Raw genomic sequence first — 21,667 nt, forward strand, 5'->3', positions numbered from 1 at the left:
TGCGGGATATTGGGTAGTACATGTCGCGTTTAAGCTTTCTTCGCTTCGCGCGGAGGACCATAATCGCCACTGTTTTCCGATGGCCGTGAGCCCTGTATGACTACAAATCCCGCCCTCGCCGCGGCGCCCGAACAAGCGCCGCGCAAGAGTCGCAAAAACAACCCCGAGAAGACCCGCGAAAACATTCTCCAGGCGGCAATCACCGAGTTCGTCCAGCAGGGGCTGGCCGGTGCGCGGGTGGATGCGATCGCCGAGCGTACCCATACCTCCAAGCGGATGATCTATTACTACTTCACCAGTAAAGAGCAGCTGTACATCGAAGTGTTGGAGAAGCTGTACGGCGATATCCGCAGCACCGAGAGCAGCTTGCACCTGGCCGAGTTGACACCGCATGACGGTATCCGCCGACTGGTTGAGTTCACCTTCGATCACCATGATCGCAACGTGGATTTCGTGCGTATCGTCTGCAACGAAAACATGCACAACGGCGAGTTCGTCAAACAATCCAAGGCGATTCGTTCGATGAACAACACCGTGCTGACGGCGTTGGATGAAGTCTTGAAGCGAGGTGCCAGAGAGGGGGTGTTCCGCCAAGGGCTGGATGCGCTGGACGTTCACCTGTTGATCAGCTCGTTCTGTTTCTACCGGGTGTCCAACCGGCATACCTTCGGCGAAATATTTCAGATCGAGCTTGAGAATGCGCAAGTCAAGGCACGCCACCGAGAGATGATCTGCGATTCCGTCCTGCGCTACCTGCAGGCCTGAATGTGGGAGCAGAGCTTGCTCGCGATGAATGCACCGCGGTGTTCCTAAATGACCGCGGTGCATTCATCGCGACCAAGGTTGCTCCTACAGGGCGGTGTTCAGCCGCTCATGCTGTTGAAATGCGCCACCATCCGTTCGGCATTCGCCTTTGCTCCACTGAACAACTCAAACGCTTTCACCGCCTGAAACACCGCCATGGTGCCGCCATCCAGGGTGCGGCAACCCAGTGCCCGGGCCTCGCGCAGCAGTTCGGTTTCCAGCGGAAAGTAGACGATCTCGGCAACCCACAGCTGCGAGCGTAGAAGCGCCTTGGGCACGGGCATGCCCGGCAGCTTGGCCATGCCCATCGGCGTCGTGTTGACCAAGCCATCCGCAGCCTCCAGTGCGCTGGCCAGGTCTGTGCCAACTCGCGCACGGCTACCGCTAAAGTGCTGGTTGAGATTGTCCGCCAGCGCCTGGGCACGATCAGGGTCGACATCGAAGAGACTCAACTGGCCCACGCCTTCGCTCAACAGCGCATGGGCAACCGCTGCACCCGCGCCACCGGCCCCCATTTGCACCACACGCTCGCGGGCCACATCGCCCAGCCCGCGTCGAAAACCTTCGGCAAAGCCCAGGCAGTCGGTGTTGTGGCCAATGCGCTTGCCGTCCTTGAGCACCACTGTGTTGACCGCGCCGATGCCACGCGCTTCATCAGACAGCTCATCGAGCAACGGAAGGATCGCCTGCTTGCAAGGGAATGTGATGTTCAGGCCGGTAAAGCTCATGTATTCGGCGGCTGTGAGCAGCTCTTCCAGCGCACCACTGTCGAGCTTGAGCGCGTCCAGATCGATCAAGCGATACAGGTAGCCCATGCCTTGCGCCGTACCTTCCTGTTCATGCAGGGCAGGGGTCCGGGAGGCCTGGATGCCGGCGCCGATCAGGCCGGCCAATACCTGGGTCTGGTGTGTCATGTTCATTGCTCCGGGCCCTCGTGAAGGTGGGCGATATGTTGCAGGGCCAGGCTATAGCCATGGGTGCCGAAACCGGCCAAGACCGCCACGGCAATACCGGACACATAGCTGTGATGACGGAACGCTTCGCGCTTATGTACGTTGGAGATGTGCACTTCGAACACTGGCACTTCACTGGCCACCAGCGCATCGCGAATGGCGATCGAGGTATGCGTCCAGGCACCGGGATTGATCACGATCGCGGCGCAGCGGCCACGGGCCTGATGAATCCAGTCAATCATCTGGCCTTCATGGTTGGTTTGTTGGAATTCGATATTAAGGCCCAGGGCATCGCCTGTGCGGCTGCATGAGGCCGACACATCGGCAAGGGTTTCATGGCCGTAGTTGGCGGGCTCGCGGGTGCCGAGCATGTTTAGGTTGGGGCCGTTGAGTACCAGCACGGTACGACTCATCGGAGGACTCCGTTGTTGTTCTTGAGTGAGTCCGGATAAATTGTACTAACTGGTTAATACAGTCAATCGGGTGCACGAGGCCTAGGCAATTACTGTTCGATCAGCGAACGGGATTGGAGGGGCCAGGCGCCCCTCCAGGCGGGGAGGCTCAGCGTCGAACCAGCAGGACGCCGCTTTCCATGTGGTGCGTATAGGGAAATTGGTCAAACAGCGCGCAACGTTCCACCCGGTGGGTGTCATGCAATTGCGCGATGTTGGCGGCCAGGGTTTCGGGGTTGCAGGAGATGTACAGGATCTGGTCGAAGCGTCGGGTCAGTTCGCAGGTGTCCGGGTCCATGCCGGCACGCGGTGGGTCGACGAACACGCTGCCGAACGCGTAGCTCTTGAGGTCAACGCCTTCCAGACGGCGGAACGGCCGAACTTCATTGAGTGCTTCGGTGAGCTCTTCGGCCGACAGGCGCACCAGCGTGACGTTGCCTACGCCGTTGTCTGCCAGGTTGTGCAGGGCAGCGTTGACCGACGTCTTGCTGATTTCGGTCGCCAGCACTTTGCGCACGCGAGTGGCCAGCGGCAGGGTGAAGTTGCCGTTGCCGCAATACAGCTCCAGCAGATCGTCCTGGCGCTCGCCCAAGGCTTCATAAGCCCAGTTCAACATCTTCTGGTTCACTTCACCGTTGGGCTGGGTGAACGCGCCTTCAGGCTGGCGATAGCGAAAGCTGCGCCCCGCCACACTCAGCTCTTCGACAGCATAGTCGCGGCCGATGACCACACGCTTGCCTTTGGAGCGGCCAATGATGCTGACGTTCAGGTCAGCGGCCAGTTGTTCGGCCGCCACTTGCCAATGCTCGTCAAGTGGGCGGTGGTAGCAGAGGGTGATCATCGCGTCACCGGCCAGGGTGGTCAAAAACTCCACCTGGAACAGCTTGAAGCTCAGTGCCGAGCTGGCTTGCCAGGCGGCCTTGAGCCTTGGCATCAGCTCATTGATGCGCAAGCTTGCGATGGGAAAGGCTTCGATCAGGATCGGCGTGTGCTTTTCACCCGGTGCGAACATCGCGTAGTGGCGCTGCTCGTTTTCGCGCCATAGGCGAAATTCGGCGCGCAGGCGATAGTGCTCGCGCGGCGAGTCGAATACCGCAGGCTCTGGCGCATCGAATGGCGCCAGCAGCTCACGCAGGCGCTCGACTTTGGCGTCGAGTTGGCGGGTGTAGTCGGAGGGGTCGAGAACAGCACTCATGCGTTAAACCAGCCCAGCTTGATAACGAAAAGAATCGACAGGATCACCAGCGCCGAGTTCAAGTCGCGGTGGCGACCGGAAATCAGCTTGATGGCCGTCCAGGAAATAAAGCCAAAGGCAATGCCGTTGGCGATCGAATAGGTCAGCGGCATGGCGAGGGCGGTCACCATCACCGGTGCAGCTTCGGTAATGTCGTCCCAGTTTATTTCCGCCAGGCCCGAGGCCATCAGCACGGCGACGAACAGCAGCGCAGGTGCAGTGGCAAACGCCGGGACACTGCCGGCCAGTGGCGCGAAGAACAGCGCCAGCAGGAACAATACCGCGACTACGATGGCGGTCAGGCCGGTGCGGCCACCCGCACTCACGCCGGCGGCAGATTCGATGTAGCTGGTGGTGGTCGAGGTGCCCAGCAGCGAGCCCGCCATGGCGGCGGTGCTGTCGGCGATCAGGGCACGGCCCATCTTCGGCATGTGGCCGTCCTTGCGCATCAGCCCGGCGCGCTTGGCCACGCCGATCAGGGTGCCGGAGTTGTCGAACAGGTCAACGAACAGGAACGCGAAAATCACGCTGATCAGGCCAATATCCAGCGCGCCCTTGATGTCCAGCTGCAGGAAGGTCGGGGCCAGCGACGGTGGCATCGACATTACACCTGCGAAAGGGGTGAAGCCCATGACGATCGACGCCACGGTCACACTGAGAATGCCGATCAGCACCGCGCCACGGACTTTCATGGCCTCCAGGGCCACGATCAGGAAAAAGCCCAGGGTCGCGAGGATCGGAGCAGGCTGTTTGAGGTCGCCCAAGCCCACCAGGGTTTTTGGATTATCGACGACGATGCCGGCGTTATTCAGAGCAATCAATGCCAGGAACAAGCCGATCCCTGCCGCAATGGCCGAACGCAGGGGCAAGGGGATGCTGTTGACGATCCACTCGCGGATGCGAAAGATCGACAGCAGGAAAAACAATACGGCCGAAATGAACACCGCACCCAGTGCCACTTGCCAGGTATGGCCCATGTTCAGCACGACGGTGTAGGTGAAAAAGGCGTTCAGGCCCATCCCCGGCGCCAGGGCGATCGGATAGTTGGCGATCAGCCCCATGACGGTCGAACCGATGGCGGCGGCCAGGCAGGTGGCGACGAACACCGCACCCTTGTCCATGCCGGTCTCGCCGAGGATGCTCGGGTTGACGAACAGAATGTAGGCCATGGCCAGGAAGGTGGTGACACCCGCGAGTATCTCGGTGCGCACATTGGTGTCATGTGCCTTGAGTTGAAACAGCCTTTCCAGCATGCCTGCTCCCCGTGGCGCCCTGGGGCGCCGTGAATGAATTCGACCCTCAAAGCAAAGCACAGGCTGTGCCGCAAGCCTTGGACTTTGTATGGGTCGGGAAAAAGCCGCGCATCATACCAGCATGACTTGGGACGGGGTATGAATCCTCCTGCACGCAAGACCGCAGGGTGAATGAACTACGCTTTTGAGAATAGCCATCTGGAGTGCGGTCATGACTGAAAGAGCCTTGATAGCGATTGCCAACGGCGTCGATGATCTGCAGTGCGTGACGCTGATCGATGTGTTGCGACGTGCAGGAATTGAGGTGGTGGTCGCCAGTGTTGAAGCGCGGCGGATGCTCACGGGCGTGCGCGGCACTCGACTGACCGCCGATGCGATGGTAGTCGACGTACTGGCCCAACCGTTCGACTTGATTGCGTTGCCGGGCGGAGAGCCGGGCTGCCTCCACTTGGCCGGGCATCAGCCGTTGGCGCAGCGAGTGCAGGAGCAATCCAAGGGTGGGCATTTTTTTGCCGGTATCGGTGAAGCACCGGCACTGGCGCTACTGCCATATGGCGTACTACGCCAGCGGCGTATGACCTGCCACCCTCGCTTCAGTCATGTGCTGTCCAACTGCAGCTTCGTTGACCAGCCGGTGGTGGTCGATGGCAACTGCATAACGGCGCAGAATTCTGCGGCGGCCTTGACCTTTGCCCTGACCCTGGTCGAGCAGGTCTGTGGCAAGCGGGTGAGGGCGCAAACCTCCGCGTTGTTGGGGCTCGCGTAGGAGCAGACCTTGGTCGCGATGGTGTCGCTGCGGTGTCACTCTTTACTATCGCGGCGATGCCATCGCGACCAAGGTCTGCTCCTACAGGCGACGCCATCGCGACCAAGGTCTGCTCCTACAGGCGACGCCATCGCGACCAAGGTCTGCTCCTACAGGCGATGCCATCGCGACCAAGGCCCATCAACGCCGGGTGTGCATGTGATCCCGCCGGGCCAGTGTTGGAAACAACTTTATCCACACCCCCGTCACCACCAGCGTGCCGACACCGCCCAGCACCACCGCCGGTACGGTCCCGAACCAGTGCGCCGTCACCCCCGATTCGAACTCGCCGAGCTGGTTTGAAGCGCCGATGAACAAACCATTCACCGCACTGACCCGGCCGCGCATCTCATCAGGCGTTTCCAACTGCACAAAGGCACCGCGGATCACCATGCTGATCATGTCGGCCGCACCCAGCACCGCCAGGACCGCCAGCGAAAACCAGAACGAGCTCGAAAGACCGAAGGCAATCGTCGCCACGCCAAAGACACCGACGGCCGTGAACATGATGCGCCCCACATTGCGTTCCACGGGAAAGCGCGCCAGCCACAGTGACATCAGCAGGGCGCCCACCGCAGGTGCCGAACGCAGCAGGCCCAGGCCCCAGGGGCCGGTCAACAGGATGTCCTTGGCAAATACCGGCAACAGCGCCGTGGCACCGCCTAGCAAGACGGCAAACAAGTCCAGGGAGATGGCACCGAGAATGTCCGGGCGACTGCGGATAAAGCGGATACCTGCCAGCAGCGACTCCATGCTGGCCTTGCCCGTGTTCAGGGTGACTTGCCGGGACGTCAGGTTGAGCATCAGGCAGCAGGCGATGATGTAGAGCACGACGACAGGTCCATAGACCCAGACACTGCCGAAGGCGTAGAGAAAACCGCCCAGCGCCGGTGCAACGATGGTTGCCGATTGCATGGCCGAGGCCGAGGCGGCCACCGCGCGTGGAAACAACTCGGCAGGGACGATGGCCGGCAACAGCGCCTGCGTCGCTGGCATCTCGAACGAACGCGCGCTGCCGAGCAAGAACGCCAGGATAAAAATCATCTCGCGGCTGACCGAGTCGGTGCTGGCGCCCGCTACCAGCGCCAGCGCTATCAAGGCTTGGGCGCTCTGACACAAGGCAGCCACCTTGCGCCGGTCATAGCGGTCGGCAACGTGCCCGGTGTGCAGCATGAACAACACGCGGGGGGCGAACTCCACCAGGCCGACCAGCCCCAAGTCCAGCACGTTGCCGGTCAATTGATACAGTTGCCAGCCAATGGCCACGGTGAGCATCTGGAAACCACTGGCGGTAAACACCCGCGCAAACCAAAACGCCAGGAAAGGCCGGTGGTGACGCAGCAGCAAAGGGGTGGTGCTAGACATGAAAAGCAAATATCCCAAGGCGCGTAAAGCGGCGAGATTAGCATCACTTTGTAACGCAAAGTTACGCAGCTCTGCGTTCATGTGCGCTCAGCGCACCGATTCGAACAGAGGTAAAGAGGGTGAGACAACCGGTCACGCGGCAATCGACCACGCGAACCCTCCGGCCGATTGAGACTACTCTTTCAACGATCGCTTGATCCACATCAATGCCAACCGTGGGTATTTGACGTGACGGCCTATCCGGCCGGCCCCTTCGATGTACCCTGACAGAGGAAGCCATATGTTCGGTTTGGAGGCTCTCGATCTCGCCCGAATCCAATTCGCGTTCACCGTGTCGTTCCACATCCTGTTCCCGGCCATCACCATTGGCCTGGCGAGTTATCTGGCCGTGCTCGAAGGGCTGTGGCTCAGAACCCATCAAGACGTTTACCGTGACCTGTATCACTTCTGGTCGAAGATCTTCGCCGTCAACTTCGGGATGGGCGTGGTCTCGGGCCTGGTGATGGCCTATCAGTTTGGCACCAACTGGAGTCGCTTCTCCGACTTCGCCGGCGCCGTAACCGGGCCGTTGTTGACCTACGAAGTGCTCACCGCCTTCTTCCTCGAGGCCGGCTTTCTCGGCGTCATGCTGTTTGGCTGGAACCGGGTGGGGCGTGGCCTGCACTTTTTTGCCACGGTGATGGTGGCGATCGGGACCTTGGTATCGACCTTCTGGATCCTGGCCTCCAACAGCTGGATGCAAACGCCCCAGGGGTATGAAATCGTCGATGGCCGGGTCATCCCGGTGGACTGGCTGGCGGTGATCTTCAATCCTTCCTTTCCCTATCGGCTGATGCACATGGCCACCGCCGCCTTTGTCGCCACCGCCTTTTTTGTCGGTGCTTCGGCGGCCTGGCACTTGCTGCGGGGCCGTGACAATCCGGCGATCCGCAAGATGCTCTCGATGGCCATGTGGATGGCGCTGATCGTAGCGCCGGTGCAAGCGGTGATCGGTGACTTCCATGGTCTCAATACGCTCAAGCACCAACCGGTGAAAATCGCCGCCATCGAAGGGCACTGGGAGAATGTCGGCGATGAACCGACGCCGCTGATCCTGTTCGGCTGGCCGGACATGAAGGCGGAGAAAACCCGCTTTGCCGTCGAGATTCCCTACCTGGGCAGCCTCATCCTGACCCACAGCCTGGACCAGCAAGTGCCGGCGATGAAGGAGTTTCCCCCTGAAGACCGGCCCAACTCGACCATCGTGTTCTGGTCGTTCCGGGTCATGGTCGGGTTGGGCCTGCTGATGATCCTGACCGGCCTGTGGAGCCTGTGGTTGCGCCAGCGCGGCACCCTGTTCGAGAACCGGGCGTTCCTGCGCCTGGCGTTGTGGATGGGGCCGTCGGGGCTGATCGCGATATTGGCCGGCTGGTTCACCACCGAAATCGGTCGTCAGCCGTGGGTCGTCTACGGCCTGATGCGCACCGCCGATGCCTCTTCCAATCACAGTGTCGGGCAGATGAGCCTGACCCTGATCCTGTTCGTGGTGGTGTACTTCTCGCTGTTCGGCGTGGGCCTGGGCTACATGATGCGCCTGGTGCGCAAAGGGCCGAAGACCGATGAGGGCAAGCAGCAGAACCCTGGTGGGCCGGGCCAACCGCGCACACCGGCACGTCCGCTTTCGGCTGCCGATGAGGGCAGCGAAGACGGTTCCAGCGACAGCCTGAGCAAGGGGAACTGAGCCATGGGTATGGATCTTCCACTGATCTGGGCGGTGATCATCATCTTCGGCATCATGATGTACGTGGTCATGGACGGCTTCGATTTGGGGATCGGCATTCTCTTTCCCTTTATCCCGGGCGAGTCGGACCGCGATGTGATGATGAACACCGTGGCCCCGGTCTGGGACGGCAACGAAACCTGGCTGGTGTTGGGCGGCGCGGCGCTGTTCGGGGCCTTTCCTTTGGCCTATGCGGTGGTGCTGTCAGCGCTGTACCTGCCGTTGATCTTCATGTTGATCGGCTTGATCTTTCGCGGCGTGGCCTTCGAGTTTCGCTTCAAGGCCAGGCCCGACAAGCGACACATCTGGGACAAGGCCTTTATCGGCGGCTCGTTGGCCGCCACCTTCTTCCAGGGCGTGGCGCTGGGGGCCTTTATCGACGGCCTGCCGGTGGTCAACCGTGCCTATGCCGGTGGCTCGCTGGACTGGCTGACCCCCTTCAGCCTGTTCTGTGGCCTGGCATTGATCGTGGCGTATGCCTTGCTGGGCTGCACTTGGCTGATCATGAAAACCGAAGGCAAGCTGCAGGCGCAGATGCATCACCTGGCGCGGCCGCTGGCGTTCGTGTTGTTGGCCGTGACCGGCATCGTCAGCCTGTGGACGCCGCTTGCCCATGATGAAATCGCCGCCCGCTGGTTCAGCCTGCCCAACCTGTTCTGGTTCCTGCCGGTGCCGATCCTGGTGCTGGTCACGATGGTCGGCCTGTTGCGGGCCGTGGCGCGCAATGCCCACTACACGCCGTTTTTGCTGACCCTGGTGTTGATCTTTTTGGGCTACAGCGGCCTGGGGATCAGCCTGTGGCCGAACATCGTACCGCCGTCGATCTCGATCTGGGACGCCGCCGCACCGCCGCAGAGCCAGGGCTTCATGCTGGTGGGGACCTTGTTCATCATCCCGTTCATTCTCGGCTACACCTTTTGGAGCTACTACGTGTTCCGCGGCAAGGTGACTCACGAAGATGGTTATCACTAGCCGGGAGGCCGCTCAATGACTGACAAGCAAACGCTGCCCACGCCTGAGCCGAAAAAGCCGCTCTGGCACCGCTTGGGTTGGTTGGTGCTTATCTGGTGCGCCAGTGTTGCGGCACTGGGCATCGCCGCCTGGTTGATGCGCCTGTTTATGGCGGCGGCGGGGATGAAATCCCACTGAGAAAACCAAGGCGGGCACCTCGTGGGGCTCATGCGATCTGTTGACAGGCACTCTGCGGGTTCACCCTGTGAATGCAGGGAGGAAGGTCGTATCAAGGCCTCCAGGCGCTTGCCTTGGGTTTTGTGCTGTTGCCCAAATCGAGCGCCGCCCGCGCGGCGCATCGCCGGCTAAAGCCGGCTCCCACATTTTTTGCAACGTGCCATGGCCTGTGGGGTAGGGGTTGTTAGCCTTGGTGGTTCGGCTTTGGATTTTTGTGGTTTCGGGGGGGGGGCGCGTGGCTGACAACGCCAATCTCACAGGCCATGGCGCGTTGCAACAAATGTGGGAGCCGGCTTGAGCCGGCGAATGCGCCGCGCGGGCGGCGCTCGATCTCAAGAACAAAGGAAAAACCAAGGCGGACACCTCGCGGGGCTCATGCAATCTGTCGACAGGCACCCTACGGGTTCACCCTGAGAATGAAGGGAGGGAGGTCGTATCAAGCCGCACATCGGATCGCCGAACCGCTAGCTCCTACTTACGGGCCTTGAGCACGACAAACTTTGGTGTGGCGGCAACCTGTTCGACGCCTCGGAAAAGGCGTGCAAGTTTGCTGTGATAGCCCAGGTGGCGGTTGCCAACGATGTACAGCGCACCGCCCACCACCAAGGCTTCGCGCGCTTGCTGAAACATGCGCCAGGCCAGGAAGTCGCCCACCACTTGCTGCTGGTGGAAGGGCGGATTGCAGAGCACCACATCCAACGACTGGGGCGGCAGGTCGGCCAGGCCATCACCCGCCTGGGCGGTCACTTCGCGAGCGCCCAGGGCGGCCTGCCAGTTGTCCAGTGCCGATTGCACGGCCATGTACGACTCATCCACCAGCGTGTAATGAGCCTGGGGATTATCCAGGGCGCTGGCAATCGCCAGCACGCCATTGCCGCAACCCAGGTCCGCTACCCGGGCATTGCCCAGGTTTTTCGGCAAGTGCGGGAGGAAAGCGCGAGTGCCAATGTCCAGGCCTTCGCGGCAGAACACATTGGCATGGTTAAGCAGTTCGATGGCCGGCTTTTCGAGGCAGTACCGGGTTGGGTAGGGCGAAGTGAACGGTGGTTTGGATTCGTAGCTTGCGGTCAGCAAACGAGCCTTTTTCTGCGCCAGTGAGGCTTGCACAGGCCCAATGTATTTCTCCAGCAGGTCGCCGGCTGCGCGAGGCAAATGTTTGACCATGGCTCCGGCAATCACCTGCGCACCTGGAGCAAGATGGCCTTGCAGGCGAATCAGTTGCTCTTCCAGCAAGGCCAAAGTCTTGGGCACGCGCACCAGGACGCGGTCGAACTGGCCGCTGAACGGACTGCTGGCCGGCAACAGGCTGATCGCATCGAAGGGCTGGGCGTTGAGCACAAGGTTCTTTTGCAAGGCCAGGTTGGCCAGGTAGGAATCACCACTGGTGACGACCTGGAAGTGGCCGTTGAGGCTGACCGCCAGAGCGCCAAAACTGTCGTTGAGCACCAAGACACGGGTGGTGGTGGGCAGCGATTGGGCGTGCAACTCAGCGAGCAGGTATTCATCGGCCGCGTCAAAGGCTTGCAGCGGCTCATTCGCTTGCTCAGGTTGGCGGATCAGGTCGAGTTCGGCGAAGGGGCTGGTCAGCAAGGGCATGGCGGGGCTCTGGATATCGGCTTGAATGCAACAAGACGCGATTCTACGTGCTTTTGACACCAGAGTGAGTCACAAGTCGTTCAAAGGATCAGTTCAAAAAAAACCGCCGAGCGCTGCGCGCACGGCGGCGCTGGTTTTGTTGGAAGCGTTCATCTTGCTGATAGCACCCTTGACATGAAAGTTTACCGTTCTTTCAGATAAACGCAGGATGATGGCGATATCAGCGGCGGTCTTCCCCATGGCGGACCATTTGAGCACTTCGATTTCCCGATCACTCAGGTTGGCATTTTCTTCAGGCGTCAGGGAGATCTGGTTGCTCAGCAAGCCATGCATGATATTGCACAGCCAAGCGGTGAATGGAGACTTTTCGTAGAACTCTTGAACGCTGATTGATTGTTCGCTGCGGGCCACGCTCAACAAGCTTTCACCGCCGCGATGATCGCGTGCCGATTGAGACCAACCGTACTTCAGCCCATGATGTTGAGCTTCTTCCCAAAACTGTGGGACGGCTTTGAAAACATCATCGGTCCAAAGAACAGGAAAGAGAGAGGTATGACAATGGAGCACAACGGGATCGATATCGATGTAGTTCATCGCGTGATAGCGATTCATCCAAACGGAGGGGTAGTTGCTGTAAATAACTGTTTTTGGGTGTGCGGTGGCCAATTGTTTGCGCATCCCAAAAGCCATGTACTCAAAGCCGAGTTGCTTCACCATCAATAAAGCATTGGCGAACGCTTCCTCCGGATTTTTGGAATTCATCAGCGCGTGAAGCTGTGCCTCCGTCCAAAGTTCCACGAGCAGGTCCTCCATGAGTTTTTATGGATCCAAGTTTAGAGTTCGAGTGTAGGATATCTTCCTGAATGTGGGTAGGAAAATTTGATGCTGCCAATTTGATACTAGTCTGTTGGGTAGTGTTATAGAGCGAGTCGTTATTATTACAAATGTTATGGCGGTTTTTAATATGGCATTTCTCAGGGTGGGTGATTAATAAGGACGTTCTATTTAGTTAACTTCCTTTTCAGTGGGGTGTGGGGTGTGGGGTGCAGGGTCGATACCACACAAATCGAGGGTGTTTGTTGCTGACGGTTTGCGCCACACTCTGTGCTTACCTCTTATGGAGCGCACCATGACTGCCAGTGCGGAGAAGTTCACCCGTCAGACGTTGCTGGACGTTCAACCGTTGACCCCCAGCCTGTTTACCCTGCGCACCACACGTGACCCAGGCTTTCGTTTTCGGGCGGGTCAGTTTGCTCGGCTAGGGGTGACCAAGGCGGATGGCAGCGTGGTGTGGCGCGCCTATTCGATGGTGTCATCTCCTTACGACGAATACCTGGATTTTTTTTCTATTGTGGTGCCAGGCGGTGAATTCACCAGTGAGTTAAGCCGGCTGCGCGAAGGCGACAGCCTGTTGATCGATCGGCAGGCCTTTGGCTACCTGACCCTGGACCGCTTTGCCGATGGCCGTGATTTATGGTTGCTGGCGACGGGCACCGGAGTCGCGCCTTTCCTGTCGATACTGCAGGACTTCGAAGCGTGGGAGCGCTTCGAGACGATCAAACTGGTGTATTCAGTGCGCCAGGCGCGCGAGCTGGCCTATTTGCCGCTGATCGCAGGCTTAAGGGAGCGTGACTACTTCGCCGGGCATGCCCACAAGCTGCAATTCATACCCGCGGTGACGCGTGAACAGCATCCCGGAGCGCTGCGCGGACGGATTACTGATTTGATCGTTAATGGCGATTTAGAGCGCTCGGCGGGTCTTGCGCTGACAGCGGAACATTCGCGGGTGATGCTCTGTGGCAACCCACAAATGATTGACGATACCCGGCAAATACTAAAGCAGCGTGACATGAACTTGAGTTTGTCTCGGCGGCCTGGGCAAGTTGCCGTTGAGAACTATTGGTGAAAATAACGGCGCCGTGAGGCGCCGTGTTCAAAAAGTGACTTATAAGTTTCCGGGTTTGTTGTTTTGCGATTTCAACAAGTCTCGTATTTCACCCAGCAGTTCTTCTTCTTTGGTTGGGACGGGCGGCAAGGTGGGGGCAGCTGCTTCTTCGCGCTTCATCCGGTTGATCACTTTGACAGCCATGAAAATGGCTAAGGCCACGATCAGAAAGTCGATAACGGTTTGAATGAATTTTCCGTAGGCGAGCATTACCGCAGGAGCGTCTCCCTGGGCTGCCTTGAGCGTGACGGCCAAGTCGCTAAAGTCTACTCCACCGACCAATAGCCCAATGGGTGGCATGACCACATCGCCGACAAAAGATGAAACGATCTTGCCGAAAGCGGCGCCGATAATGATACCGACGGCCATATCGACGACGTTGCCTTTGACTGCGAAGGCCTTGAACTCACTGATTACGCCCATGGTTAATTCCTTGTTACAGGTGGAGGTTGGTCAGAGCAGTGTAATTCAGCTATTGAGTTCACGCTTGGTGCAAGTGTCTTGCGCTGTAGCGAACAGTTTTGTCCGATGTACGCCGAACTTCATTGGCCCCTCTCATGGCCGGGCTCGGCTATGATGGCTGCTTTTGCAGGCAGGACGACAAGATGGCCAAGGCCAAGCGCATGTACGGCTGCACCGAGTGCGGCGCGACCTTTCCAAAGTGGGCCGGTCAATGCGGCGAGTGTGGCGCGTGGAACACTCTGGTAGAAACCGTGATCGAGAACGGTGCCGCAGCGCCACCCAGTGGCCGCACTGGCTGGGCCGGGCAGCAAGCCCAGATCAAGACCCTGGCCGAAGTCAGCGTCGAAGAGATTCCGCGATTCACCACCGCCAGCGCCGAACTCGACCGCGTGCTCGGCGGCGGGCTGGTCGATGGCTCGGTGGTCTTGATCGGCGGCGACCCGGGTATCGGCAAGTCAACCATCCTGCTGCAAACCCTGTGCAATATCGCCTCGCGCATGCCCGCCTTATACGTCACCGGCGAAGAGTCGCAACAGCAGGTGGCCATGCGCGCCCGGCGCCTGGGGTTGCCACAGGACAAATTGCGCGTCATGACCGAAACGTGCATAGAAACCATCATCGCCACGGCCAAGGTCGAGAAGCCCAAGGTCATGGTCATCGACTCCATCCAGACCATTTTCACCGAGCAGTTGCAATCTGCACCGGGTGGGGTCTCGCAGGTGCGCGAAAGCGCGGCGCTGCTGGTGCGCTATGCCAAGCAGAGCGGCACGGCGATTTTCCTGGTGGGCCACGTCACCAAGGAAGGCGCCCTTGCCGGGCCGCGGGTGCTTGAGCATATGGTCGATACGGTTTTGTATTTTGAAGGTGAGTCCGATGGCCGCCTGCGATTGTTGCGGGCTGTGAAAAACCGCTTCGGAGCCATTAACGAGTTGGGCGTCTTCGGCATGACCGATCGCGGCTTGAAAGAGGTTTCCAACCCCTCTGCGATCTTTCTGACTCGTGCTCAGGAAGAAGTACCAGGCAGTGTGGTGATGGCCACTTGGGAAGGTACGCGGCCGATGCTGGTGGAAGTCCAGGCCTTGGTCGATGACAGCCACCTGGCCAACCCACGCCGCGTAACCCTGGGGCTGGACCAGAATCGCCTGGCCATGTTGCTGGCAGTGCTGCATCGCCACGGCGGGATTCCCACCCACGATCAGGACGTGTTTCTCAACGTGGTGGGTGGGGTAAAAGTGCTGGAAACCGCATCAGATCTCGCCTTGTTGGCGGCGATTATGTCCAGCCTGCGCAATCGGCCGCTGGCGCATGGCTTGTTGGTGTTTGGCGAAGTGGGGCTGTCGGGCGAGGTTCGCCCCGTGCCAAGCGGTCAGGAGCGACTGAAAGAAGCTGCCAAGCATGGCTTCAAGAGGGCCATCGTGCCCAAGGGCAATGCCCCCAAGGAAGCGCCATCGGGGTTGACGGTGGTGGCGGTGACGCGCCTTGAGCAGGCGCTGGATGCGTTATTCGAGTAATCCCTGTCCTTAGAAACTTCGCTGCTTGCGCTTTGATTTCTTGCTCTGCTCCTGGCTCTTGACCTTCATACATAAAGGGTCCAGACACCGCGGATGTCCCCGCATCCGGCCCTACGCTTCGCTCCGGGTTCCCATCATTCTCAGGGTGAACCCGCAGAGTGCCTGTCAACAGATCGCATGAACCCCACGAGGTGCCTGCCTTGGTTGTTCCTTTGTTCTTGAGATCGAGCGCCGCCCGCGCGGCGCATCGCGACCAAGGTCTGCTCCTACATTGGTTGCAACGTGCCATGGCCTGTGAGATTGGAGTTGTCAGCCACGCGCAATCCGCCCGAAACCACAAAAATTCAAAGCCGAACCACCAAGGCTAACAACCCCAACCCCACAGACCATGGCACGTTGCAACCAATGTGGGAGCCGGCTTTAGCCGGCGAATGCGCCGCGCGGGCGGCGCTCGATCTCGGCAACAGCACAAAACCCAAGGCAAGCGCCTGGAAGCCTTGATACGGTCTCCCTCCGCACCTACTCCGTGGGGCCGCTGCGCAGGCGCGGAACGAAGCCTCCTGAAGGGACATCCGTGGTGTCTGGAGTTTCTGTGTTTGAAGATCAAGATCAAGATCAAGATCAACGGCTCGGCTTTGATCAGCCTGTCGCCGTCACCGACTCAACCGTTCGCTTGACTGGCGCCGGCCCATGCTCGTGGTCGCCGCCCAGCACCGGAACCTCCTGCCCATCGGCGTTGTACAGTTTGCCGTCCTCAAAGTAATCCCCATCGCGCAGAGCGGCGATGTCCAGCACATTCAAGGTCCGCTCGGACGCCGCAACGAATACCGATTGCTGATCAGAGTTACCGGCCTTGAAGTGGTTGAACGCCAGGTTCAACACAATCGCCATGATCGCCGACGAGCTGATACCCGAATGGAAAATGGTGCCAAACCAGCCCGGGAATTGATCGTAGAAGTTAGGCGCCGCGATCGGGATCATGCCGAAGCCGAGCGAGGCAGCGACGATGATCAGGTTCATGTTGTTGCGATAGTCAACCTTGGACAGGGTGCGGATGCCGCTGGCTGCCACCGTGCCGAACAGCACGATACCGGCACCGCCCAGCACGGAGGTCGGCACGGCGGCAATCACCCGGCCCATGACGGGCAGCAAGCCCAGCACTACCAATATCACACCGCCGGTGGCCACCACATAACGGCTCTTCACGCCTGTCACAGCCACCAGGCCGACGTTCTGCGCGAAAGCACTTTGCGTGAAGGACCCAAAAATAGGCGCCAGGATGCTCGACAGCATGTCAGCTCGCAGGCCATTACCCAGGCGCTTTGAATCGACCTTGGTGTCGATGATTTCACCGACGGCCAGGATATCGGCGCTGGTTTCCACCAAGGTCACCATGATCACAATGCACATCGACAAAATGGCGGCGATATGAAAAGTGGGTGTGCCGAAATGGAAGGGTGAAGGCATGGCCAGCATCGGGCCGTTAGCGACGTTGGAGAAGTTCGCCATGCCCAGCGACCAGGCGATCAGTGTGCCAATGACCATGGCCAGCAGGATCGACAGGCGAGAAATCGCCGCACTGCCCAGTTTGCTCAGTACCAGAACAATCAAGAACGTCAGGGCGGCCAGACCAATATTGGCCATGCTGCCGAAGTCGGGTGCATGGCTGTTACCGCCCATCACCCAGCGTGCCGCTACAGGCATCAAGGTCAAGCCGATGGTCGTGATGACAATCCCGGTCACCAGGGGTGGAAAGAATTTAGTGATCCTGGAAAAGACCGGTGTGATGGCCAGCCCTATCAAGGATGCAATCATCACGGCCCCGAGCACCGACGGCATCCCTCCACCGTCGGCGGTCGTCAGAATCGCCGACATGGTCGCCACACCGGCAAAGGATACGCCCTGCACCAGTGGCAGCTGACAGCCAAAGAAGGGAATGCCCAAGGTTTGCAACAAGGTAGCCAAGCCGCCGGCAAACAGCGAAGCGGCAATCAGCAAGCCGATATCAGCGGGCGCAAGGCCTGCGGCCTGCCCGAGAATCAGCGGTACGGCAACAATCCCTCCGTACATCGTCAAAACGTGCTGCAGCCCGTACGCCAGATTGGCGCCAAGGCCCAGGTTTTCGTCTTCGGGACGTTGTACTGAAGACGTGCTGAGGGCGGACGTATTCATGGAGATGGCATCTCGATTTATTGTTGTCCGGCTACTGTAGACGCCAATGGTTACGGAATTCCAGACAAATTGTATACAGTTTTACATTTTAGATCCTGATCGATCGGTCATGTATTTTGGCGGGAAAAATGGGCGATTTGGGTCCGCGATTTTTGGTATGCGGTATACAGGAGGATTTCTTGTTTTTCGCGGTTATGCGGGGTGCCGCAGCGGCTTTTTATCGGTGTTTGATAAAAGGCAGAGGAGGGGTGGCAAGATCGATAGCAGGCTAAAAGATTCTAAAGTTCGATCAATTGGCGCAGCTCACGCAGCAATTCTGTCTCATCCGCCAGGTTGAGTTCGACTAAGCGGCGCAGGTGCTCGCTGGAGTGCAGGTCGATATAGCGGCAGGTGAAGCCCAACTGATCGTCCTTCTCATGGTTGAGCTCGCCCTTCAAGTGCACTTGGGCGTCGGGGTTCAGCTGGATCTCGATATCGAACAGTTGATGAACGCTGGCGGACCAATCCTCGGGGCGATTGACCTGCAACCCCTTGAGGGACACGTCCACCAGTGTGGTGCGCCAGCGATGACCGTCGCGCACAAGCTCTGCGGCAGCATCGAAAGCGATGCGTTTGAATCGGCGGCGCTCCAAATGGTGCTCTGTCATGGCAGCTTCCTTTTCGATGGTTTGACTATAGCTGCGTGTAGGCAAGCTGTCCTTGTCAAGCCATGCCCAAAGGGGATCGATATAGACTTTGGTCGTAGGCGGCAGCTCTAGATCAAAGGGCGATATTTCTGACTACACTCGCTAGACTTCAAGGGTTGTTCTTTTATATCCACTTAGCTGGAATCTAATCATGAAAAATAATAATAGCCCGCTACGCCATTTGCCCTGGCTGGTGCTGGCAGTTCTGGGAGCGTGCGCGCTGGGCGTGGTGGCCCTGCGTCGAGGCGAAGCCATTAACGCCTTGTGGATCGTGGTAGCGGCGGTGGCCATCTATCTCGTTGCATACCGTTACTACAGTCTGTTTATCGCCACGCGTGTGATGCAACTAGACCCTCGGCGGGCGACACCGGCGGTTATCAACAATGATGGTCTGGACTACGTGCCGACCAACAAACACATTCTTTTCGGTCACCACTTTGCCGCTATCGCGGGCGCGGGTCCGCTTGTCGGTCCGGTCCTGGCGGCGCAAATGGGCTATCTGCCTGGCACACTCTGGCTGATTGCTGGCGTGGTACTGGCCGGTGCGGTACAGGACTTCATGGTCCTGTTCCTGTCGACTCGCCGCAACGGCCGTTCGCTGGGTGACATGGTCCGCGAGGAAATGGGGCGTGTTCCAGGCACCATTGCCTTGTTCGGTTGCTTCTTGATCATGATCATCATCCTCGCGGTGCTGGCACTGATCGTGGTCAAGGCCCTGGCGGAGAGCCCGTGGGGGATCTTTACCGTGATGGCGACCATCCCGATCGCGATGTTCATGGGCGTTTACATGCGCTACATCCGTCCGGGCCGCATTGGTGAGATCTCCATTGTCGGGGTTCTGCTGTTGCTGGGCTCAATCTGGCTGGGGGGCCAGATTGCTGCGGATCCGGTCTGGTCCAAGGCGTTCACCTTTACCGGTATCCAGATCACCTGGATGCTGGTGGGTTATGGTTTCGTGGCGGCGGTACTGCCGGTGTGGCTGGTGTTGGCGCCGCGTGACTACCTGTCGACCTTCCTGAAAATCGGCACCATCGTGGCCTTGGCGATCGGCATCCTGGTCACCATGCCCGACCTGAAAATGCCGGCCCTGACGCAATTCACCGACGGTACGGGCCCGGTCTGGAAAGGTGGCCTGTTCCCGTTCCTGTTCATTACCATTGCTTGCGGTGCGGTGTCTGGTTTCCACGCGCTAATCGCTTCGGGGACCACGCCCAAGCTTCTGGACAACGAAACCAATGCCCGCTACATCGGCTATGGCGGCATGCTGATGGAGTCGTTCGTGGCGATCATGGCCATGGTCGCAGCTTCGGTCATCGAGCCGGGTGTGTACTTTGCGATGAACAGCCCGGCCGCTATTGTGGGCAGTGACGTGGTATCGGTGGCCCAGACGGTCAGCAGTTGGGGCTTCGCGATTACTCCCGAGGCCTTGGAGGCGGTAGCCAGAGACATTGGCGAAACCACCGTGCTGGCTCGTGCTGGCGGTGCACCGACCCTGGCGGTCGGTATCGCGCAGATCCTGCACCACCTACTGCCAGGTGAAAACACCATGGCGTTCTGGTACCACTTCGCGATCCTGTTCGAGGCGCTGTTTATCCTCACTGCGGTCGATGCCGGTACCCGTGCCGGGCGCTTCATGCTGCAAGATTTGCTGGGCTCGTTCGTGCCCGCCCTCAAGCGCACTGAGTCCTGGACGGCCAACCTGATTGCCACCGCAGGTTGCGTGGCCATGTGGGGTTACTTGCTGTATCAGGGCGTGATCGATCCGCTGGGGGGTATCAACACCTTGTGGCCGCTGTTCGGTATCTCCAACCAGATGCTGGCCGGTATCGCGCTGATGCTCGCCACTGTTGTACTGATCAAAATGAAGCGCCAGCGCTACATCTGGGTCACCCTGCTGCCGGCGGCCTGGCTGCTGATCTGCACCACCACGGCAGGCTTCATCAAACTGTTCGACCCTAACCCGGCAGTCGGCTTCCTGGCGCTGGCGAACAAATACAGCGTAGCGTTGGAGGCTGGGCAGGTACTGGCCCCAGCCAAGGACATCACGCAGATGCAACATGTGATCTTCAACGCCTACACCAACGCCACACTGACCGTCCTGTTCCTGTTCGTGGTATTCAGCATCCTGTTCTATGCCCTGAAGGTCGGTATTGCGTCCTGGGGCACCAAGGAGCGCACCGACAAGGAAACTCCATTCCAGCCGGTTCCAGATGCGTAAAACCAGAGGATTGCAAACATGTTCAATGACCTGAGTCGCCTCGGCAAATACCTCGGTCAGGCCGCGCGCCTGATGGTGGGCATGCCCGATTACGACAACTACGTCGAGCATATGCAAACCAAGCACCCGGACAAGCCGCTGATGACCTACGAGGAGTTTTTCCGCGAGCGTCAGGAGGCGCGCTACGGCGGCGGCAAGGGTTCCCCGCGCTGCTGCTGAGTCCGTCGTCACCCCACGCGCCACGCTTTGCCGTGGCGCGTTTTTTTATGGATACATCATCCAATGCCTGAAATCACCCCTATTCCGGTCACGGTGCTGAGCGGCTTTCTCGGCGCCGGCAAGACCACATTGTTGCGTCACCTTCTCAAGGCCGAGCACGGTCTGAAAATTGCCGTCATCGAGAACGAATTCAGCGATGCCGGTATCGACACCCAGTTGCTGGGCGATGAGCCGGTGCAGGTCATGACCCTGGCCAACGGCTGCGTCTGTTGCACCATTCACACCGACTTGACCAAGGCCCTGTATCTGCTGCTGGAGCGCCTGGACAGCGGCGAAATTGCCTTTGATCGCTTGGTCATCGAGTGCACTGGCCTCGCGGACCCGGCCCCCGTGGCGCAGACCTTCTTTATCGATGAAGAACTGCGGGAACGTTACCTGCTCGATGGCATCATCACCTTGGTAGACGCGGCTCACGCCGATGTACACCTGGCGCAGACCATCGCTCAGGCCCAAGTTGGCTTTGCCGATCGGCTGCTGGTGAGCAAAACCGATCTGGTCGAGGCGGCCAGTTTCCAAGCGCTCAGTGAGCGCCTGACGCGCATCAACCGCCGCGCCCCCATCCGGGTCGTCGAGCACGGCAAGATTGATCTGGCCGAACTACTGGATGTCCGAGGCTTCAATCTGAATGATGATCTGGGCGCCAGCCCGAACCTGCGCCCGGTGCTTAAAGGCAACTCGATCGACCGGATTTCCAGCCTGGTGTTGCGCACCGACCAGCCGCTGGATATCGATAAACTCAGCGAGTTCATGAACGCATTGCTCGAAGAGCACGGCAAACAACTGCTGCGCTACAAAGGGGTGTTAAACATCGCGGGTGAGCCGCGGCGCTTGGTGTTCCAGGGCGTTCTTAAACTGTATGGCTTTGACTGGGATACGGAATGGGCCGAGGGCGAGGCGCGGGAAAGCGTGATGGTGTTTATTGCCGATGAGCTGCCTGAAGAAAAAATTCGGGCAGGCTTCGCCGAATTGACCGCCAGCAACTGAC

At 59.3% G+C, this 21,667-nt stretch carries 20 protein-coding genes; 10 read left to right on the top strand and 10 right to left on the bottom strand.

What is annotated here, in order from left to right; all coding sequences use genetic code 11:
- Positions 1-96: 96 nt before the first annotated feature.
- The gene (locus AC3IX4_RS03355) at positions 97-765 is read left to right on the top strand and encodes a TetR/AcrR family transcriptional regulator (protein ID WP_489259228.1); all 669 of its coding nucleotides are present in this window, start codon (positions 97-99) and stop codon (positions 763-765) included.
- Between the two features lie 98 nt (positions 766-863).
- Here the strand turns inward: AC3IX4_RS03355 and AC3IX4_RS03360 are convergent, their stop codons facing one another.
- The 4 genes from AC3IX4_RS03360 to AC3IX4_RS03375 form a co-directional block, all read right to left on the bottom strand.
- On the bottom strand, positions 864-1,718 hold the full coding sequence (locus AC3IX4_RS03360; protein ID WP_489259229.1) for a shikimate dehydrogenase: 855 nt from the start codon (positions 1,716-1,718) through the stop codon (positions 864-866).
- Between the two features lie 2 nt (positions 1,719-1,720).
- Positions 1,721-2,170 (bottom strand): type II 3-dehydroquinate dehydratase, encoded by a 450-nt coding sequence (gene aroQ, locus AC3IX4_RS03365; RefSeq protein WP_489259230.1) that lies wholly within the window; start codon positions 2,168-2,170, stop codon positions 1,721-1,723.
- 148 nt (positions 2,171-2,318) lie between these two features.
- Positions 2,319-3,404, bottom strand: coding sequence for a tRNA (uridine(54)-C5)-methyltransferase TrmA (trmA, locus tag AC3IX4_RS03370; RefSeq protein ID WP_489259231.1), 1,086 nt, complete (start codon positions 3,402-3,404; stop codon positions 2,319-2,321).
- A complete protein-coding gene (locus AC3IX4_RS03375; protein ID WP_489259232.1) occupies positions 3,401-4,696 on the bottom strand; it encodes an NCS2 family permease in 1,296 nt (431 codons plus the stop codon). The genes trmA and AC3IX4_RS03375 overlap by 4 nt, the downstream gene beginning before the upstream one ends.
- Positions 4,697-4,907: 211 nt before the next feature.
- Between AC3IX4_RS03375 and AC3IX4_RS03380 the strand changes: the two genes are divergently transcribed.
- A complete protein-coding gene (locus AC3IX4_RS03380) occupies positions 4,908-5,462 on the top strand; it encodes a DJ-1 family glyoxalase III (RefSeq protein ID WP_489259233.1) in 555 nt (184 codons plus the stop codon).
- A 180-nt stretch (positions 5,463-5,642) separates the two neighbouring features.
- Here AC3IX4_RS03380 and AC3IX4_RS03385 read toward each other — a convergent pair whose 3' ends face one another.
- A complete protein-coding gene (locus AC3IX4_RS03385; protein WP_489259234.1) occupies positions 5,643-6,866 on the bottom strand; it encodes an MFS transporter in 1,224 nt (407 codons plus the stop codon).
- 280 nt (positions 6,867-7,146) lie between these two features.
- On the opposite strand from AC3IX4_RS03385, the gene AC3IX4_RS03390 reads away from it, so the two are divergent.
- The 3 genes from AC3IX4_RS03390 to AC3IX4_RS03400 are packed head-to-tail and all read left to right on the top strand — an operon-like array spanning position 7,147 to position 9,774.
- Positions 7,147-8,586 carry a cytochrome ubiquinol oxidase subunit I gene (locus AC3IX4_RS03390; protein WP_489259235.1) on the top strand — a complete coding sequence of 480 codons (1,440 nt, stop codon included), beginning with the start codon at positions 7,147-7,149 and terminating at the stop codon, positions 8,584-8,586.
- A gap of 3 nt (positions 8,587-8,589) precedes the next feature.
- On the top strand, positions 8,590-9,597 hold the full coding sequence (gene cydB / locus AC3IX4_RS03395; RefSeq protein ID WP_489259236.1) for a cytochrome d ubiquinol oxidase subunit II: 1,008 nt from the start codon (positions 8,590-8,592) through the stop codon (positions 9,595-9,597).
- 15 nt (positions 9,598-9,612) lie between these two features.
- Positions 9,613-9,774: a DUF2474 domain-containing protein gene (locus AC3IX4_RS03400; protein ID WP_489259237.1), complete on the top strand. Its 162-nt coding sequence runs from the start codon at positions 9,613-9,615 to the stop codon at positions 9,772-9,774.
- A gap of 510 nt (positions 9,775-10,284) precedes the next feature.
- Here the strand turns inward: AC3IX4_RS03400 and AC3IX4_RS03405 are convergent.
- Both AC3IX4_RS03405 and AC3IX4_RS03410 read right to left on the bottom strand, forming a co-directional pair.
- Positions 10,285-11,409, bottom strand: a complete 1,125-nt coding sequence (locus tag AC3IX4_RS03405) for a methyltransferase (protein WP_489259238.1) — start codon at positions 11,407-11,409, stop codon at positions 10,285-10,287.
- A gap of 93 nt (positions 11,410-11,502) precedes the next feature.
- Entirely contained in the window at positions 11,503-12,207 is a 705-nt protein-coding gene (locus AC3IX4_RS03410) for an autoinducer binding domain-containing protein (protein WP_489259239.1), read from the bottom strand.
- A gap of 331 nt (positions 12,208-12,538) precedes the next feature.
- On the opposite strand from AC3IX4_RS03410, the gene AC3IX4_RS03415 reads away from it, so the two are divergent.
- Positions 12,539-13,315: a ferredoxin--NADP reductase gene (locus AC3IX4_RS03415; protein WP_489259240.1), complete on the top strand. Its 777-nt coding sequence runs from the start codon at positions 12,539-12,541 to the stop codon at positions 13,313-13,315.
- 39 nt (positions 13,316-13,354) lie between these two features.
- Here the strand turns inward: AC3IX4_RS03415 and mscL are convergent, their stop codons facing one another.
- Entirely contained in the window at positions 13,355-13,777 is a 423-nt protein-coding gene (gene mscL, locus AC3IX4_RS03420; protein WP_489259241.1) for a large-conductance mechanosensitive channel protein MscL, read from the bottom strand.
- Between the two features lie 182 nt (positions 13,778-13,959).
- Between mscL and radA the strand changes: the two genes are divergently transcribed.
- Entirely contained in the window at positions 13,960-15,327 is a 1,368-nt protein-coding gene (radA, locus tag AC3IX4_RS03425) for a DNA repair protein RadA (protein ID WP_489259242.1), read from the top strand.
- 639 nt (positions 15,328-15,966) lie between these two features.
- Here the strand turns inward: radA and AC3IX4_RS03430 are convergent.
- Together AC3IX4_RS03430 and AC3IX4_RS03435 are read right to left on the bottom strand one after the other, a co-directional pair.
- Positions 15,967-17,499 carry a nucleobase:cation symporter-2 family protein gene (locus AC3IX4_RS03430; protein WP_489259243.1) on the bottom strand — a complete coding sequence of 511 codons (1,533 nt, stop codon included), beginning with the start codon at positions 17,497-17,499 and terminating at the stop codon, positions 15,967-15,969.
- A 278-nt stretch (positions 17,500-17,777) separates the two neighbouring features.
- Positions 17,778-18,146, bottom strand: coding sequence for a PilZ domain-containing protein (locus AC3IX4_RS03435; RefSeq protein ID WP_489259244.1), 369 nt, complete (start codon positions 18,144-18,146; stop codon positions 17,778-17,780).
- 190 nt (positions 18,147-18,336) lie between these two features.
- On the opposite strand from AC3IX4_RS03435, the gene AC3IX4_RS03440 reads away from it, so the two are divergent.
- From AC3IX4_RS03440 to yjiA, 3 genes are all read left to right on the top strand, one after another.
- Positions 18,337-20,403: a carbon starvation CstA family protein gene (locus AC3IX4_RS03440; protein ID WP_489259245.1), complete on the top strand. Its 2,067-nt coding sequence runs from the start codon at positions 18,337-18,339 to the stop codon at positions 20,401-20,403.
- A gap of 18 nt (positions 20,404-20,421) precedes the next feature.
- Positions 20,422-20,622 (top strand): YbdD/YjiX family protein, encoded by a 201-nt coding sequence (locus tag AC3IX4_RS03445; RefSeq protein ID WP_166569930.1) that lies wholly within the window; start codon positions 20,422-20,424, stop codon positions 20,620-20,622.
- A 63-nt stretch (positions 20,623-20,685) separates the two neighbouring features.
- Positions 20,686-21,666 carry a GTPase gene (gene yjiA / locus AC3IX4_RS03450; protein ID WP_489259246.1) on the top strand — a complete coding sequence of 327 codons (981 nt, stop codon included), beginning with the start codon at positions 20,686-20,688 and terminating at the stop codon, positions 21,664-21,666.
- Position 21,667: the final 1 nt, after the last annotated feature.

This window comes from Pseudomonas sp. KH_021 (genome assembly GCF_057838865.1).